Annotated in this window: 9 protein-coding genes; 7 read left to right on the top strand and 2 right to left on the bottom strand. The window is 56.7% G+C overall.

The window, feature by feature from the left end:
- From tssA to Xkoz_RS10845, 7 genes are all read left to right on the top strand, one after another.
- On the top strand, positions 1-1,443 hold the full coding sequence (gene tssA / locus Xkoz_RS10875; RefSeq protein WP_099142179.1) for a type VI secretion system protein TssA: 1,443 nt from the start codon (positions 1-3) through the stop codon (positions 1,441-1,443).
- Positions 1,440-5,048, top strand: a complete 3,609-nt coding sequence (tssM, locus tag Xkoz_RS10870) for a type VI secretion system membrane subunit TssM (protein WP_099142178.1) — start codon at positions 1,440-1,442, stop codon at positions 5,046-5,048. Before tssA ends, tssM begins: the two co-directional genes overlap by 4 nt.
- Before the next feature lie 82 nt (positions 5,049-5,130).
- Positions 5,131-6,516, top strand: a complete 1,386-nt coding sequence (locus Xkoz_RS10865; protein WP_099142177.1) for a VasL domain-containing protein — start codon at positions 5,131-5,133, stop codon at positions 6,514-6,516.
- A 15-nt stretch (positions 6,517-6,531) separates the two neighbouring features.
- Complete coding sequence (locus Xkoz_RS10860) at positions 6,532-8,583, top strand: type VI secretion system Vgr family protein (protein ID WP_099142176.1); 2,052 nt, start codon at positions 6,532-6,534, stop codon at positions 8,581-8,583.
- A 41-nt stretch (positions 8,584-8,624) separates the two neighbouring features.
- Positions 8,625-9,044, top strand: coding sequence for a DUF1795 domain-containing protein (locus Xkoz_RS10855; protein ID WP_099142175.1), 420 nt, complete (start codon positions 8,625-8,627; stop codon positions 9,042-9,044).
- A 12-nt stretch (positions 9,045-9,056) separates the two neighbouring features.
- Positions 9,057-13,421: an RHS repeat-associated core domain-containing protein gene (locus Xkoz_RS10850; RefSeq protein WP_099142174.1), complete on the top strand. Its 4,365-nt coding sequence runs from the start codon at positions 9,057-9,059 to the stop codon at positions 13,419-13,421.
- Positions 13,418-14,044, top strand: a complete 627-nt coding sequence (locus Xkoz_RS10845) for an imm11 family protein (RefSeq protein ID WP_099142173.1) — start codon at positions 13,418-13,420, stop codon at positions 14,042-14,044. Before Xkoz_RS10850 ends, Xkoz_RS10845 begins: the two co-directional genes overlap by 4 nt.
- Positions 14,045-14,306: 262 nt before the next feature.
- Here the strand turns inward: Xkoz_RS10845 and Xkoz_RS10840 are convergent, their stop codons facing one another.
- Positions 14,307-14,627, bottom strand: coding sequence for a SymE family type I addiction module toxin (locus tag Xkoz_RS10840; protein WP_099142172.1), 321 nt, complete (start codon positions 14,625-14,627; stop codon positions 14,307-14,309).
- A gap of 76 nt (positions 14,628-14,703) precedes the next feature.
- The gene (locus tag Xkoz_RS10835) at positions 14,704-15,045 is read right to left on the bottom strand and encodes a helix-turn-helix domain-containing protein (protein ID WP_324292616.1); all 342 of its coding nucleotides are present in this window, start codon (positions 15,043-15,045) and stop codon (positions 14,704-14,706) included.
- Positions 15,046-15,141: the final 96 nt, after the last annotated feature.

The following is a 15,141-nucleotide window of genomic DNA, read 5'->3' as shown; positions in this document are numbered from 1 at the left end:
ATGGATATCAGAACACAATTTGACTGGTTCGGCTCCCTGCTGGCGCCCTTGCCTGACGAGCAAATTGGCAAGGCATTGGGAGAGAATGAACCCGCATGGGAATACATTGACGGCGAAATGATCAAGTTTGGTTCGCTGTCACATGGCTCGCTGGATATTGAAGAGATCCAGCGCCAGTCGTTGCAATTGTTGGGTGAAAACAGCAAAGACTTCCGGCTATTTGTTCACCTGCTGCGTACCCTGCAACATGCCGGCAATGCGGCTGAGCTGATCCTCGCCATGGAACTATTGGCCGATTATATCAAACACTATTGGGAAAAAGCGTGGCCAACCAAGCCCCAGATAAAACGTCGGTTGGCACAGCAAGTGCTCAAACGTTTCGAGTCAGCACAAGGCAGTTTTACTGAGCACGCAAGCAAAAGTGAACGGGATGAGGCGCAAGGGGCATTGGCGCACCTCGCCCAATGCTGGCATGGGAATGAACCCGATCTTGCCAAAGAAGTGGACCAACTGCGCGTTCGCTATAACCGCCAGCGCGAAGCCGTCGCGGCGGAAACCAAACCGGCGTCTACCGCCGCGCCGGTATCTATAGCAGCATCTCAGGCGCAAGAAGTTCAGGGGCTTAACGCGCTACCGATGCCAGAAGTAGACGTGAATAGTTCGAGCGAAAAAGCGTGGAAGCAGACCTTGATGACCGTCGCCGATTTGTTGTGTGAACGGCATCCTGAATCCCCGATTGGTTATTCCCTGCGCCGTCACGCGGTATGGCACACCATCACCACGGCTCCGATGGCAAATGCGACCGGCAAAACCCCGTTGGCACCGGCTTCCGCAGATCGCAGTGCCGACTACTTGGCGAGATTGCCGACGGCGGACAACACACTGCTCCAGCAAATCGAACAAAGCCTGACGCTGGCTCCTTACTGGTTGGATGGTCATGCCATTGCGGCACAAGCTGCCTTACAACTGGGTTATGACAAGGTTGCCCAATCCATCCGTGACGGGCTGAATGCCTTTTTGGAACGCCTGCCCGTGCTGAAAACCTTAAGTTTTTCCGACATGAGCCCCTTTATTTCTGCGGAAACCCTCGACTGGCTCGCCCCTGAACCGGTGGCAACCGGCAAGGGTTCCATGTCGGCTGATCAGGAGGTTATCTGGCAATGTCTGGCGCAACAAGGACTGGAAGCGGCCTTGAAAATGTTGGAAGAACACCAGCAACAGTTAACGGAGCCACGGGATCAGTTTTATGGTCAGTTGCTCAATGCCCAACTGCTTGAAGAAGCCGGCATGACAGCGCTGGCTCAACAGCATTACCGGAATTTGTTACACACGGGACAACACATGCAACTTATTCAATGGGAACCCAGCCTGCTGGCTTTATTGGCTGAAAATCTTCCCTCTTCCCTCAAGGATACGGCTTCAAACAGGAGCGTTAACCCATGAAATGGCCCTCTTTGTCATCTTTGGCACCCTTGAAATCCGCCTTGCCGACACTGGCAAAGTTTAAGTCCTTGCCACGTCTCAAGGCATTGATGGCACTGGTTCTGGCACTCATCCCCTGCTTGTTGTTAATTGCAGTCTGGTGGTGGGGACCTGAATGGAAACTCCGCAACGACTATCCGTTGGAAAGCCTCGCATCGCGCTGGCTGGCAACCGTCATCATTATCATGGTGGTGCTGTTCTGGATTGGCATGAAAGCGTGGCGTCGCTTGCGAACGCTGGAAAAACTGAACCTTGACGTTGAACTGAAAGTCGTTGATCCGGTACGGGTCGATATTGAACATCAAGATCGCTATCTGGATCACTGGAAATCCCAGTTACAACGCCATCTGGACTCACACAATTACCTGTATGAACGTCCGTGGTACATCGTCATCGGTAGCCAGACCAGTGGTAAAACCTCACTTATCAAGGAAGGCTATAAGCTCTCCGAAATCGCGGCACCGGAATATTTGCGTCAGGACGGTGAAGTTCCCCTGAGGCTGCGTTGCTGGCTGGGGGAAAAAGCGGTCATCATCGATCCGAAAGGCCAGTTGATTGACCAGCCCGTCCCGCAAAACAGCGACAAACCGCAAATCAACAGCCGCCTGTGGGAAGCCTTATTGAACTGGCTGACGGAAAACCGTCAGCGCCAGCCCCTCAACGGGATTATCCTGACCGTGGATACCCTGCGCCTGATGACGGACAGCCGTGAACAGCGCGAACGCTATGTCCGGGAGATCCACCAGCGCCTGCAAGACATTCGTCTGACCTTCCACAGCCAATTGCCGCTCTATCTGGTGATGACCAAAATTGACTTGTTGCACGGCTTTGAGGCGATGTACCAGTCACTGGATCGCAAATTGCGCGACCAGATTTTGGGGGTGACGTTTAGCCTGAACAACCGCGATGAAAAAGCGTGGCGCAGTGAGCTGGAGGAATTCTGGACACAGTGGATGAGCAACCTGAATGCGGCGATGCCGGACATGATGCTGAACAACGTGGATGCCAACCAGCGCAGCGCCCTGTTCAGTTTTACTCGCCAGATCCAGGGGCTGTACAGCTATATCGTCCAGATGCTGGACGATATCCTGTATAACGATGAACACCACCGCCCGACCCTGCGTGGCGTCTATTTGACCTCGGCACATCAGGTGGGGCAGATGGATGACCTGTTCAGCCAATCCGCGTCGGCGCAGTATCATCTGGGATTGCAAGCCTTCCCGACCTGGCCGGTGGGCGACACCTTGCCGTACTTTACCCACGCCCTGTTCGAAAATGTCCTGTTGGCCGAACCGAATTTGGCGGCGGAAAACCGGATCTGGCTGAGCCGGAATCGTCGCCAGTTGTATACCTTCTCAACAATCAGTGCGTTGGTCATTCTGGCGATGTGGGGGGGCTGGCATTACTTCTACCAGAAAAACTATCAGGCCGGTGAAGAAGTGCTGGCGCAGGCGAAAAACTTCCTGTCCGTTCCGCCGCCGAAAGGGGATGACCGCTATGGCAATCTCCAGTTGCCGCTGCTGAACCCGATCCGGGATGCGACGCTGGCTTACGGCAACTATCACGACAACAAATCCTTCCTGACGGACATGGCGTTATATCAGGGCGGTGGCGTCGGGCCGTATGTTGAAGGCACCTACCTGAAATTGCTGGAGCAACGTTTCCTGCCGGCCATGATGCAGGGGCTGCTGGATGACTTAACCCAGGCACCGGCCGGCAGTGAAGAAAAACTCGAAATCCTGCGGGTGATGCGCATGATGGAAGATGCCAGCAAGCGTAACCGTGGTCTGGTGACCCAGTACATGCGTGAGCGCTGGAGCAAAGCGTTCCACGGCCAGCGTGATGTGCAGGAGGCGTTACTGACCCACCTGAACTACGCGCTGGAGCGGACTGACTGGAAGGACAAGCGTGATAAAGGCGAGCAGGATGCGGTGGATCGCTTTGCCCCGTTTGCCAAGCCGATCCATCAGGCTCAGCAGGAGCTGAAAGCGCTTTCCGTCAACCAGCGGGTGTACCAGAACCTGCGTATCAAGGCGCAGGATGCGCTGTCGGCGCCCGTCAACCTGCGTGACCAGGTCGGCCCCAGCTTTGACAGCGTGTTTGTGGCCAGCAACGAAAAACGGCTGGTGATCCCGCAGTTCCTGACCCGCCACGGCTTGATGGATTATTTCGTCCAGCAGGGCAATGAGCTGGTGGAACTGACCGCAATGGATAGCTGGGTGCTGAACATCAAGAACACGACCCCGGAGCAGCGCAACGAACCGGCACCGTCGCAGATTAACGACAAATACAGTGACACAGATCAGTCGCGGATCCAGCGCGAAATCACGGAACTGTACGTGGCTGAGTACACGGCCACTTGGCGGGCGGCGATGAACAACCTCGAAGTGCGTGACTTTGATGACTTGCCGCAAGCCATCAGTGCCATCGAACAGGTGATCAGTGGCGAACAGCCTATCAAGCGGGCGCTGCAAATCCTGAGCGATAACACCACGCCGCCGGTGATCAACAGCGCCCTGGGCGACAAGGAAAAACAGGCACTGACACTGAAAGAAGACTACCGCCTGTTAAACCGCATCAGCCGTGACTTCGCCCCGGAAACGGGGGTACTGGTTGAGCATGGCGACAAGGGCAGTACGTTGCAAAGCGTCTACCAGAAACTGATGGCCTTGCACCGTTACCTGCTGGCGATCCAGAACTCGCCGGTGCCCGGTAAGGCCGCCCTGCAAGCGGTGCAAATGCGGTTGGATAAAAACAACAGCGACGCCATTTTTGAAGTGCAGCAAATGGCGAAAAACCTGCCGGAGCCGTTAAACCGCTGGATTGGCGAACTGGCTGAGCAGGCGTGGCGCGTAGTGATGATGGAAGCGGTGCGTTCGCTGGAAGTGGAATGGAACGACACGGTGGTCAAACAGTACCAGACCTATCTGGCCGGCCGCTATCCGTTCAACCCGAACGCCAAGGAAGAAGTGCCGTTGAGCGAGTTTGACCGCTTCTTCCGGCCGGGCGGGACACTGGATGCCTTCTACCAGCAAAGCCTGAAACCGTTTGTGGAAAATAACCTGACGACCGGCACTGACGGCAAGATGCTTATCCGGCCGGACGTGATGAAACAGTTGGCGCTGGCGAACCGCATTCGCACCACCTTCTTTACCCCCCAAAACGGCCTCGGCACCCAGTTTGCCATCGAGCCGGTGAGCCTGACCGGCAACCAACGCCGCGCCTTGCTGAACCTGGACGGCCAGCTCGTGGATTATTCCCACGGGCGCAGCAACGTGTCGCGGCTGGTCTGGCCTAACTCGATGCGAGCCGGTACGGAAAGCAAACTGACCCTGATGCCGGCGAAAAGCAACCAGTCGCCACGCGCTATCAGCTTTATCGGCCCGTGGGCGCAGTTGCGCTTGATTAACAGCGGCAAGCTGACCAACGTCCAGCCGGGCTTCTTTGACGTGCGCTTTGGCGTGGATGAGGGTGAGATGACCTATCGCATCTATGTGGATGAATCGGACAACCCGTTTGCTGGCGGATTATTCAGCCAATTCAAGTTGCCGGACACCCTTTATTGACCCCAAGGCAGCCGGTAAAACGTGAAAGCCATACCGTCCCCTGCCTTCGGGCAGGGGTTTTTTTAAGGAGAAAAGCGAGACTATGAGCGGAAACCCTGACAACCTCATCATCCGGGCCGGCGGCAGTCCGCTGAATTTGCCGGAATTTGCCGTTATCCGCGATGAAATCAACAAAACCAGCCACCCGGCTCAGCCGGAAGTGAACTGGCCGCTGATTGAATCCCTGTCCCTGACCCTGTTCAAAACCAACGGCGTCGATTTACAGACCGCGATTTACTACACCCTGGCGCGGCTGCAACTGAACGGGCTGGCGGGCTTCACCGAGGGGTGTGAACTGCTGGCGGGGGGGATGGTCAGCGAATGGGACCGCCTGTGGCCGCCCCAGCCGTCGGTGCGCACCGACCTGCTGGAATGGTTCCATGCCCGCACCAGCAGCGTGCTGCGCCAGATGGATTTTGCCGCCAGCGACCTGCGGATGATTTACCGCGCTGAACGGGCGCTCCAGCTCATGATTGACCGGTTACAGCAATCCGACCTGAAACGCCTGCCACGGGTGGAAAACCTGTTGTGGTTCTTCCAGAACGCGGCGAAAAAACTGGAAAAACCCCGCCCGACCGCCCGACCGGTATCCCCGCCGGTGCAGATGCCGCCGCTGGTCTACCTGTCCCAGTCGGAAGCTGAACAGGACACCCCCCCGTCCCCGCCGCCGGTGCGTCATGACCCGCCGCCAGTGGCCGACGCCCAACCGCGCGTGCGGGTGCAGTTTCCAGAACCGCCCCGGCAGGGGCTGACAGCGTGGCAGGGCTTTGGCCTGGGTGCCCTGTTGGGATTACTGGTGCTGGTGGGTTGCTGGTTGCTGTTCTACAAGCCGGTGCAACAACAGCTCCAGGCCATCACCGGCCACCCGGCAGGCGCGCGGCTGGCCTGGCTGACCCAGCCGGAGCTGGCCAGTTACCCGACCCAGTTAGAGCGGTTAGCCGAGACGCCCGTGCTGGCGACGTGGGAAGCCGCCCGTACCCTGACGGCGACCGCGGCACAACGCTGGCCACAGTCGCCGGTTCAGCAGCAGGCGACCCGCCAGTGGCAGCAACAGGTCGCCGCCCGGATTGACAGCGTGCCGCTGAGCCGCAGTTGGGACACCACCCGCGACCAGTTGCAGCAGCTTGCGGACAAAATCCTGTTGCAAGAGCGCACCCGCGGCAGTTTCACGCTGTCCTACCTGAAAACCGCCATCTACGACATCCAGCGCAGCCACGGCAGCGACGTGCCGCTGGAAGAGCTGTTGCGCCAGTTGAGCACCTATACGGCCAGCGACGACGTGCCTCCGCCGGTGCTGCTGAAAACCCTCGATGACCGCTTTAACGCCCTGCTGGGTCGCTATGACCGGCTGCGTCAGGCGGCTGAAAAACCGACCGCACCGCCGGCCATCCACCATGAACCCGCCGTCACCCCGGACAGCGGGCATTAATCCGGGAGATATCCGATGTCATTGAAAAAAAATTTGGCAAAGCTGCAAAAAGGGCAGGCGTTAGTCCGGCAAGGGCAACAGGTAGCGGGCAGTCTGGGGGGCACCGGCTCCCCGCGGCTGCCCGTCCAGGGCATTGCCGGCACAGTGACGCCGGGCGGCCAGGGGCTGGCCGCGCGTGCCGCCAGTGGCCAGTCGGGTGCCATCAAGGCCCTGCAACAGGTCGCCGGCCAGATGCTGGGAGGGCGCGCGCCGAGCGGGCTGCAATTTACCCTGACGGCGGGCGGGCTGGCGCCGGAGACCTTTGTCGTCACCGACTTTACCCTGCACGAGCACTTTTCCCAGCCCTTCCAGTTGGAAGTGGGGCTGGCGAGTGCCGACCCGGCCATCGACTTTCCGGCGGTGCTTGACCGCAGCGCCACCCTGACCATTTTGCAGGACGGCGTAGAAAGCCGCAGTATCACCGGGATGGTCGCCAGCTTTGAGCAGGGCAATACCGGCTTGCACCAGACCACCTACCAGATGAGCATCCGGCCGGATATGTGGCGCACGACGCTGCGCCAGAACTCGCGTATCTTCCAGCAACAGAACATTGCCGCCATTATCACCACGCTATTGAAAGAGCACGGTATCCGTGACGTCATCTTTAGCCTGCGCCACGCCCACCCGGAACGGGAATTCTGTGTGCAATACCAGGAAAGTGATTTTGCCTTCCTGCAACGGCTGACGGCGGAAGAGGGCATCTTCTACTTCTTTGAATGCGGCAACGGGCGCAATACGCTGGTGTTTGCCGATGATGCCGGCTCGGTGCCGCCGGGTATCGTCCTGCCTTACCAGCCGGAAACCAGTTCGCTGGGCGAGCCGGCGGTGAGCAGCCTGACCCACCGGGCGCAGGTGCGGCCGGCCACCGTGCAGCTCAAGGACTACACCTTCAAAAACCCGGCCTGGGCGGCGGAATTTCGCCAGCAGATGAAGGACGACACCCTCCAGCAGGGGTATTACGAACATTACGACTACCCCGGCCGGTTTAAGGATGAGGCGCACGGGAAAGATTTTACCCGTTACCGGCTGGAAGGGCTGCGTAACGATGCCGTGACCGGGCACGGGCACGGCCAGGCGATGGCCATCCAGCCGGGGCGGTTGTTCACCTTGTACAACCACCCGCGGGAAGACCTGAACCAGCCGTGGCAGGTGGTGGGGGCGAGTCACACCGGCCGTCAGCCGCAGGCGCGGGAAACCGCCGGCAGCGACAGCGGCACCACGCTGCACAGCCAGTTCAGTTTCATCCGCCATCACCAGCACTGGCGCCCGGCGCCGCTGCCCAAGCCGGTGATTGACGGTCCGCAAATCGCCAAAGTGGTGGGGCCGGCCGGGGAAGAAATCTTCTGCGACCAGTACGGGCGGGTGCGCCTCCAGTTCCCGTGGGATCGCTACGGCAAGAGCGATGACCAAAGCTCCTGCTGGATACGCGTCACCCAGCCGTGGGCGGGGCAGGGCTGGGGCATGCTGGCCATCCCGCGGATTGGGCAGGAAGTGGTAGTGGATTTTCTGCACGGCGACCCGGATCAGCCCATCGTGACCGGGCGCACCTACCACGCCAGCAATATCCCGCCGGGCGCGCTGCCGGGCAGCAAAACCCAGATGGCCTTCCGTTCCAAGACCCACAAGGGCGAGGGCTACAACGAACTGCTGTTTGAGGACGCCAAAGGCAGCGAGCGGCTGGCGCTGCATGCGCAGAAGGACATGAGCACCGAAGTCCTCAATGATCGCTCGACCCGGGTGGTGCATGACCACACCGAAAGTGTCGGCAATAACCAGGTGATCTCGGTGCGCAAAGATCGCCATAAGGAAGTCATTGGCCTGGAAGTCAGCAGCATTGGCACCCGGCAGGTGACGGTGGAAAAAACCAGTGTGCTCAGTGCCAAAGGCGCCATCACCCTCCAGTCCACCGAAGACGGCATCTGTATCGGCAATACCAAAGGCAGCATCTCGATCGACAAAGACGGCAACATCCATATTACGGGCGAGACGGTGATCATCAACGGCCAGAAAGTGATCACCCTGAACTGACCCCCTGACCCCTTTTAGCTGAATAACACAAGGAAATACCGATGAGTACCCAAACTTACCCGATGAATGAAGGCAGCCTGACCATTCCGACGGACTGGCGCGATGAATCGATGCAGGTGTTTGTGCTGCCGGATGACAGCGGGGTTAACCTGGTGATTAACCGCACGCCGGTACCGCTGGGCACGGAGACGGCGGCCTATTATGAACAAACCCTGACCCAGTTTGCCACCCACCTGCCGGGGTATCAGGAGCACCAACGGCAGCCCATGACCCTGAGTGGCGAGCCGGCGTGGCGGCTGGATTATCACTGGCAAAGCCCGGAAGGGGAGATGCACCAGACGGTGGTGCTGCAAATCCGCGGCCGCCAGTTGCTGGCCTTTAACCTGACCTCCCCGCAGCCCTTTGATGACGGGCAGCGCGAGAGCCTGCTGGCGGTGGTGAGCAGTTTTCAGGCCGCATAAGGAGAAACCAATATGGGATTCGGTGACGAAATCGTAACACGGATTGCGCGGGTCGGGGCCACCCATGCCCGGCCTCCCCGGCCGCCGGCGGGCGGTGCCCGTGGGCCGGCAGCCGCCCGTCAGGGCGACCCCATCCAGCATAAGAGCTTCCTGGGTGCCTTGATGGGGGCCGTGGCTGGCGCCCTGATTGGCGCCGCGATTTTCGGGGCGGTGGGGTTGCTGGTGGCCGGCACCGGCGGATTGGGTGCCACCCTTTTGGTGGCAGCCGCCGGCAGCGGGTTAACCTATTTGGCCAGCGATGCCATCGCCGCCGCCAGCTCGGCCGTCACAAACTTTATTGACAGCTTCGGCTCACCGGACGGGGTGTTGAGCAGCGGTTCCGGTAACGTCATCATTGAAGGAAAAGCCGCGGCACGGGCTACCGTCGATATGGCGGCGTGCAGCAAACACCCGGCACCGCCCCTGATAGCGCAGGGCAGTGAATCCGTGTTTATCAACGGCCAACCGGCGGCGCGGGTTGGCGACAAGCTGGTCTGTGGTGCGGCCATCAAAGGGGGGGCGGGCACCGTCTTTATCGGCTCCGGCCAGGGGACTTACCTTGAGATTGCCGAAGAGTTCTCCGGCTGGCAGCGGGCGTTACTGGTGGCGGTGGAGTTTCTGGTGCCGCCGAGCCGCGGGCTGCTCAAAGGCATGGGTAAACTGCTGACCCAAACCGGCCGGCAGGCGGTGCTGGCTGGCGCAAAACTGGGAGCCAAAAAAGCCGTCCATGCCCTGAAGGGGCGGGTGATATGTGCCAGGGCGGCGTTTAAAGCCAATAAAGGGATTAAACGTTTCACCCAGGCCACCAAAAAATTCTTCACGGGCGACCCGATAGACGTGACCACCGGCAGCCTGTTTGACCAGCGCACCGAGTTTGAACTGGGGCAAACGATACCGCTGACCTTGACCCGCAGCTGGTCACCGGGGCAGCGGGGTTTGCTGGGCGAAAACTGGCTGGACAATTTCTCCGAGGCGGTTATCGTCACCGGTGACCGGGTGGAAATTCTGACGCTGGAAGGCGCTTCCCTGCATTTTGCCTTGCCCCCGGGGGTTGACCACAGTATCAACCCGGAGCACCCGGAATTTACCCTGAGCCGGCAAAAACAGGGTTTCGTGCTGGCCGAGCGCAATCAGCCGGTCAGAAAATACTTTACCCAACCGGGCATCGCGGTGACTGCCGGCGCACAGCGTTGGCAACTGGCCGCCCTGCGTGACCGCAACGATAATACCGTTGGGTTTCATTACAACGCGCAAGGCCAGCTAGACCGGGTCACCCACAGCGACGGCCTGGCGCTGGTATTGGTGTACCGCGAAGATGGCCTGCTGGCCGAAGTGCGCCGCACGGACAACAACCTGAATGCCGTAATGGTGCGCTATGACTATCACGACAATGGCGCGCTGGCGGAGGCGGACAGCACCCAGCACTTCCACCTGTTCTATGAATACAATGCGCAGGGGCTGATTAGCCGCTGGTCGGACGGTGACCAGACCGCGGTGGACTATATCTATGACGCGCAGGGGCGTTGCATCCACAGCGTGGGCAGTGGCGGGTTTTACCCGGTGCAACTGACTTATGCGCCGGGTATCACCCGCTCGACGACCCCGCAGGGCCATACCACCACCTGGCATTACAATGACCGGCAGCAGGTGACGCAGGTCGAAACCCCGTGCGGGCATATTACCCGCTATGAATACGATGACGGGGGCAACCTGCGCCGTCAGATATTGCCGGAAGGCCAAAGCCTGACGCAGGATTATCTGGCGGATACCGGGCTGGTCAGCGCCTTTACCGATGCGGCCGGCGCGACATGGCAATACCACTATGATGAGGAAGATCGGCTGGTCAGCCTGGCCGATCCGCTGGGGCGTGTCGGGTGGCAGCAGTATGACGACCGGGGCCATGCCGAATGCTTTATCGCGCCGGATGGCCGTAAAACCACGCTGACCCGCAATGAATTTGGGTTGGTGATCGCCGCCGAGGACGATGAGGGGCACAAACGGACCTGGGAATATGACTCGCAGCAGCGGCTGACCCGCCTGTTTGATGAGGAGAAGCGCAGCCTGCGGCTGGGCTACGACAGCCAGGACCGGTTGCAACGGCTGGCGTCGGGGGGCGGGGCGCTGTGGCGGTGGGAATACGATCGCCACCACCGGGTTTCGTTGAGTGATCGCCCGAACAACAGCCTGGAGCGTTTTCGCCATGACCGGCACGGTAACCTGACCGAATGGACGGATGCGCGCGGGGTGCAATGGCATATCGAATACGGGCCGTTTGACCTGCCGGTGGCGCGGGTGGACGGGGAAGGGCATCGCTGGCAATACCGTTACGACCCCGACCATTTGCAATTATTGGCCGTCATCAACCCGCAGGGCGAAAGCTACCGTTACACGCTGGATGCGGACGGGCGGGTCATCACGGAAACCGATTATGCCGGCACCCAGTGGCATTATGCCTATGACGGCAACGGCCACTGCATTGAAAAACGCGACGCGCTAAATCAGCTCACCCGCTATGAGTACGATGCGGCCGGCCGGCTGACGGCGATGCACACGCCGGAAGGCACGACAACCTACCAATACGATATCCTCGGCCGGTTGCTGGCCGTGACGGCACCCGACAGCGCGCCCCTGACCTTTGAATACGATGACAACGACCGTCTGGTGAAAGAAACGCAGGCGCACGGCGAACTCCGGCGGGATTACCCCGACAGTGCGACGGTGGGGCGTACTCTCGTTACCCCGGCGGGCAGTGGCTGGCAGGCGAGCACACAAACCAACAAGGTGGGCGAGCTTAAACGGCTCAGCCTCGATGGCGGGGCTACCCTCAGCCTGGCGCGGGATGACGACGGGCAGGAATGGCACCGCCAGTCGGATAAGGGTTTCATCCTGCGCCAAACGCACACCCTGATGGGGCAACTGACCGCGCAGCGTGCCGGGCGCAACACCGAGTTTTTTGCGGCGCATGAAGTGGCGGATATCCCGCAACCCACGCTGGCGGGGCTGGACCGGGAATACCGTTACGATGCGGCGCTCAATCTGGTGGCGGCCAACGACGAGCGGCAGGGGCTGCGCTATGTGGTCAACGGCAACGGGCAGGTGACCTCGGTCAGTGATGGCGAACGGTTGCGGGAGCATTACCAGTACGATGCCTCCGGTTACCCCGCCCGCCGCTTTGACGGCCTCAATGAGATAGACGGGGAACGGCTGTACCAGAAGGGGCACCGGTTAAGGCAGCTCGGCCAGCATTTATTCGAATACGATGCGGGCGGTCGGATGACGGCCATGCAACTCTGGCAGGAAGGGCATCGCGCCCAACTGACCAAGTTCCGCTGGAACAGCCAGAACCAGCTTATCGGCGTGCAGACGCCGGGCGGCCAGCAGTGGGACTATCGCTACGATGCCTTCGGTCGGCGCACCGAAAAAGTGTGTGAACAGTCAGGCGAGCGTACCACTTACCTGTGGGATGGCGATATGCCGGCGGAAATCCGCGAGTACCGGCATAACCGGTTGCACTGTGTCCGGCATCTGGTGTTTGACGGCTGGCAGTTGCTGGCGCAGCAGGTGCAGTTTTTCACCCCCGACCCGGAAAACCGCGGTGAACTGCTGGCCGGGAAAATCCAGACGCAGTACGCGGTGTGCGCCCCGACGGGGGAGCCGCTGGCGTTGTTTGATGAAGCCGGCCACCGGGTCTGGCGCCAGCCACCGCACAGCCTGTACGGCCTGCGTCTGGGGGTGCTGGGTGAAAATGCGGAACTGAATCCGGGGCTCAAGTTCGCAGGCCAATTTCTCGATGAAGAGAGCGGGCTGGTCTATAATCGGCACAGGTATTTTTCGCCGGTGGCCAGTTGCTATCTGACGCCTGATCCTATTGGCTTACGCGGAGGCGTTAATCATTATGCTTATGTGCATAATCCAATGTCTTGGATTGACCCACTTGGATTATCTAGTTGTGTTTTGGGCAGAAATATGGGAGCAAGAGCGCGTGATGGTATGGCTAATCATCATCTTATTCCTGAAGAACTAATTAAAAATAAAGAATACGGGGTTGTATTTGATCGTCTTAAAAAGATTGGTTGGAACGGGGATGGTGCATCTAATGGAATATTTTTACCAGGTACAAAGGACTTAGCTGATAAGATTGGGATACCAGGCCACTGGTCTAATCATAATAAATACACAGCTCAAGTTGAAGAAAAACTTATTAAGCTCGCAGAAAACGCTAATAAGTTAAGCGATATTCAGTTAGCATTAGGTGTTAAAAAGATTCAAGACTGGGCTAGAAACGGTTTAGAAAATGGTTTATTTAAAGTTGATCCAAATACTGGGAGATTAATATGACTCATACTGAAAATGATTTTTTCATTGTTAAATATTCTCCAGATGGAGTAGGAATACCTTATTTCATGGATAAAGAATGGAATCCTGAATTACCATCTTATGATATTTATAAAAAACCACCATCCTTAGAAGAATTAGCTGATAAATATAATATAAAAATTAAATCCAATCAGTTAGATGGAGATTTTTTCGTCAAAGACCGTTTGGTTTCATTAGATATATTGAATTTATGTAAAGAACTAAAAATAAACTGCATAACTGTACCAGTTACGATTCAGTTATACAGAAATAAAACACCCAAAAAACAATATTTTCTTTTTTTTCTTTCTGATTATATATCTATATTAGATCCTGAAAAATCTATATTTTCTATTTCTAGAGATATATACACTGATAAATTGGATACTCCTGAGGATAAAGGGCTAGATAAAATTTATTATGAAAAAATAGACAAATTCCATATTAAAGAAGATATATCTAAGCATTTATTTTTTTGCCAAGAATTATCAAAACCAGTTTGCTCAAATGTATTCAAGGAAAAATTTGAATCACTTAATTTAAAGGGAGTTGAATTTGAAATCATAGATGATAATTATAAATACGATGCTTGGGATGGTTTTTAATTAGTAATTAATTTGCATAAATTATAACTGTATTGTAAATGTCTGGTGGACGTATATTACCGGACATTTATTTTCTTTCAATGAGAGTTCTAAATTAGAAGAAATATTCTCCATATTTAAAAAAGGTTTTATGCCATGTGGTGTTACTAAGGATAAAAAAATAGTCGTTTTTAATCCAATGGTATTAAAACAATAGTTGGTATAGAAGCAATATCATCATGAAAAAGCCGGAAGACCCTTGCGATCTTCCGGCTTTTTGTCATTATCCTGCCTGATAATCCCCAAGCAACTCCCGCATCCTGAGCTTAATCTCACTGAGCTGGTCTTGCTGGCGCTCGTATTGTTGCCGGATGGCGCGGGTGCCATCACTATCAGGAATGAGCACAATGCAGCCATCCATAATTTTGACGGTGAGTGTACCGCCAATCTCAAACCCCGCCGCTTTAAGCCATCTTCCCGTTAAATTTATCGCGGGTCGGGGGTTCGGCCTGCCGTTTTGCGGCACGTATCCCACGGTGTAATAACGTTCTGTTTTCGTAGCTTTATTTACTGCACGGTTTTGCTTAGAATGCGCCTTAGCCATCATTCAACTCCTAATTAGTTGCTTGTGGTGAGCAGCGTGTTCGGGTGCCCGCCCGAATACGTTGCGTTAATCGTTTTTACTTCATCTTGGAAGACCAGCGTTCAGCTTCATATTTAATGATCATCCCTTCCAGCACTTCCTTTATGACCTGCCGCTGTTCTGGCTGCATATTGCTGATAGCCTGAAACTGTAGAGCTAAATCGCTATCAGGTTGTAGCTCATCATCTTCAAATATCAGTGAATCTGTTGTCACTCGCAGCGTCTGCGCTATCTTCTTAACGGCTTCCAGAGACGGTAACGAAATCCCGCCCTCATAACGCTTGACCTGTGTGACATGAATACCGATAGCATCTGCTAATGCCTGTTGTGATAAGCCTTTTTGCTTGCGCAGGGCGATGAGTCTGTTAGCAATACTCATTGAATTAAACCAGTCAGAGAAATTTGCCTTCATTCTATCCCCCAAAAAGTGCTTGCTTTATATCGGTATCCTATCGGATACTAAATAAAAGAGCAA

Origin of the sequence: Xenorhabdus kozodoii (assembly GCF_002632875.1) — a bacterium.
In the GTDB taxonomy this organism is placed as follows: domain Bacteria; phylum Pseudomonadota; class Gammaproteobacteria; order Enterobacterales; family Enterobacteriaceae; genus Xenorhabdus; species Xenorhabdus kozodoii.
The sequence above is the reverse complement of the archived record's forward strand: the minus strand, read 5'-3'. Positions and strand labels throughout refer to the sequence as shown.

Coding starts and splice junctions, on each gene's coding strand:
- tssA (WP_099142179.1), top strand. CDS start 1: ATGGATATCAGAACACAATTTGACTGGTTCGGCTCCCTGCTGGCGCCC.
- tssM (WP_099142178.1), top strand. CDS start 1,440: ATGAAATGGCCCTCTTTGTCATCTTTGGCACCCTTGAAATCCGCCTTG.
- Xkoz_RS10865 (WP_099142177.1), top strand. CDS start 5,131: ATGAGCGGAAACCCTGACAACCTCATCATCCGGGCCGGCGGCAGTCCG.
- Xkoz_RS10860 (WP_099142176.1), top strand. CDS start 6,532: ATGTCATTGAAAAAAAATTTGGCAAAGCTGCAAAAAGGGCAGGCGTTA.
- Xkoz_RS10855 (WP_099142175.1), top strand. CDS start 8,625: ATGAGTACCCAAACTTACCCGATGAATGAAGGCAGCCTGACCATTCCG.
- Xkoz_RS10850 (WP_099142174.1), top strand. CDS start 9,057: ATGGGATTCGGTGACGAAATCGTAACACGGATTGCGCGGGTCGGGGCC.
- Xkoz_RS10845 (WP_099142173.1), top strand. CDS start 13,418: ATGACTCATACTGAAAATGATTTTTTCATTGTTAAATATTCTCCAGAT.
- Xkoz_RS10840 (WP_099142172.1), bottom strand. CDS start 14,627: ATGGCTAAGGCGCATTCTAAGCAAAACCGTGCAGTAAATAAAGCTACG.
- Xkoz_RS10835 (WP_324292616.1), bottom strand. CDS start 15,045: ATGAGTATTGCTAACAGACTCATCGCCCTGCGCAAGCAAAAAGGCTTA.